Annotated in this window: 1 protein-coding gene and 1 pseudogene; one reads left to right on the forward strand and one right to left on the reverse strand. The window is 47.1% G+C overall.

Annotation, left to right across the window (positions count from 1 at the left end; translation table 11 throughout):
* Nucleotides 1-449: hypothetical protein (locus AC3B8H_RS20900; protein ID WP_488443437.1), on the forward strand; the 449-nt coding region annotated here is incomplete at its 5' end.
* 37 nt (nt 450-486) lie between these two features.
* On the opposite strand, the pseudogene AC3B8H_RS20905 reads toward AC3B8H_RS20900, so the two are convergent.
* A pseudogene (locus AC3B8H_RS20905) lies at nt 487-1,417 on the reverse strand (IS5 family transposase).
* Nucleotides 1,418-1,869: the final 452 nt, after the last annotated feature.

The following is a 1,869-nucleotide window of genomic DNA, read 5'->3' on the forward strand; positions in this document are numbered from 1 at the left end:
ACGAGCGCCAGAAACTATTTAGCCGAAAAGCGACACAATTTTTTGTTGCAACTATTTTTACAGGACTTTTGTTTTCTGGTGTACTGATTTATTTAGGATTCATTATAGTTAATCAAGACTTTTCAGGAACTCCTTATCGTCTCAAAAAGCTTGAAGACAAATGGGAGCAAACTAAGATTCAATTAGAAAGGCTGGATGACAAAAGCACTATTCTTGGTTCATTTGTTGGAGAATATCTTGCTCTAAAAGAGCTTAAGATCGGTCAAAAAAACATTGCTTTTGCTAAAGACGTTATTAATTCATTTGATCCACATATGCTAAGCAAGGACAACATTACTCAGTTAATTAAAGCTATTGATAAAGTATCAGGCAAAATTGATGAAAATGACGAAGAAGGCTCTATATTGAGTTTTCACCTTGATGAGGCTTTGTTGCACAAATGGCATTGAGGGTGAATTTTCCCTTACCCCAAATCGCAAGACGGATTTAGGGCGCGACTACAGTAATCGGCGTACCCAGCTGGGTAAATCGATTTAATAGGGCCGCCCTAAGTTGTAGCTCGGCACTTGGCTATTGAAGATTCGCGCCTTGACGCGTTCGCCCAATAGCTTGAAGCAACGCATTTTGGTTTCCACCAAACTGCGGCGATGATAATCGCTCCATTTCTTCCAGATGGCTCTGCCCAGTCGCTGCATAGTTCGAAGGGTTTCATTGTGGGCTTGAGCCCCGTATGTATTTTCTTTCCAGGGTTTGCCATTTTTGCGCACAGGAATAATGGCCTCGGCACCTCGATCAGCCACCGCACTATGCACCTTCTTAGCGTCATAAGCGCCATCGCCACTGAGCGACTCGATCTGTTCGTCACGGGCAATCTGATTTAACAGATCGGGCAGTACCTGAGCGTCACCCTCACGATTCGAAGTGACTTCAATCGCGTGAATTTCCAGGGTTTCCGCATCAAGGGCTAAGTGAACCTTACGCCATTGCCGACGGTATTCAGCGCCGTGCTTCTTGGTTTTCCATTCCCCTTCGCCCAACATTTTCACGCCTGTGCTGTCGACCAACAAGTGCAGTCCATTCGGGTTGGGACGATAGGAGATACTCAGCTGCAAATGCTGTTGGCGGCGACACAGAGTCGTGTAATTGGGCGCTGGCCAATCTAGGTTAGCCAGTTTAATAAACTGGCTACCATGCCACTGGCTTGTCGTAATGCCTGCCCGAATAAGTTTTTAACCATCAAGCAAAACTGAACGGCTGCATCGGTAAACTTCTCCGACCGACCCCGTTTACCGCTGGCAGGCGCGAACCAGTCCATGTCTTTATCAATCCAAAGGAGTAGTGAGCCTCGTCGTATCAAGGATTGGGTGTAGTCTCGCCAATTCGTGGTTCGGTATTTCTTCGGTGGTGGCTTGGACATTCAAGCGAGTCGCTATTTTTGCGAAAGATTTTTCCGGGCATCCTGCTAGGAAAAATCGGCAAAAATCACGCGACCACCATTGCCTTCGGCGGCCCCGATTCGTCCTCGTCGCCTGATTTAACCCGCCGATTGAGGCGGGTTAAATCTCGGCTCCAAATGACTTGACGGCGTGTCGCGATGCCTTGCAGGATGTCTCCGCTGGCGCTTCGACATCCCGCCCGGCGCTACGCCTATCGGGGACTAAAAATCTTCACTTCGCTGTCGCTCCGTTTCCAAGATTTTCAGCGTCAGCTTGAGATCAGCGAATTCCATTACACCATGGCGGAAACTGGCGATTTATGCAACAAAGCCCCTTGATGAGACAAAGAAAAAAGCAGAAAAAGCCCTAGGAATACTTGACAGTGGCTTTTTCAGAAATGAAGAGTCAGCAATATTTGGTTTAACTGGCGATA

It is taken from the genome of Methylomonas sp. BG-2 (assembly GCF_057766305.1).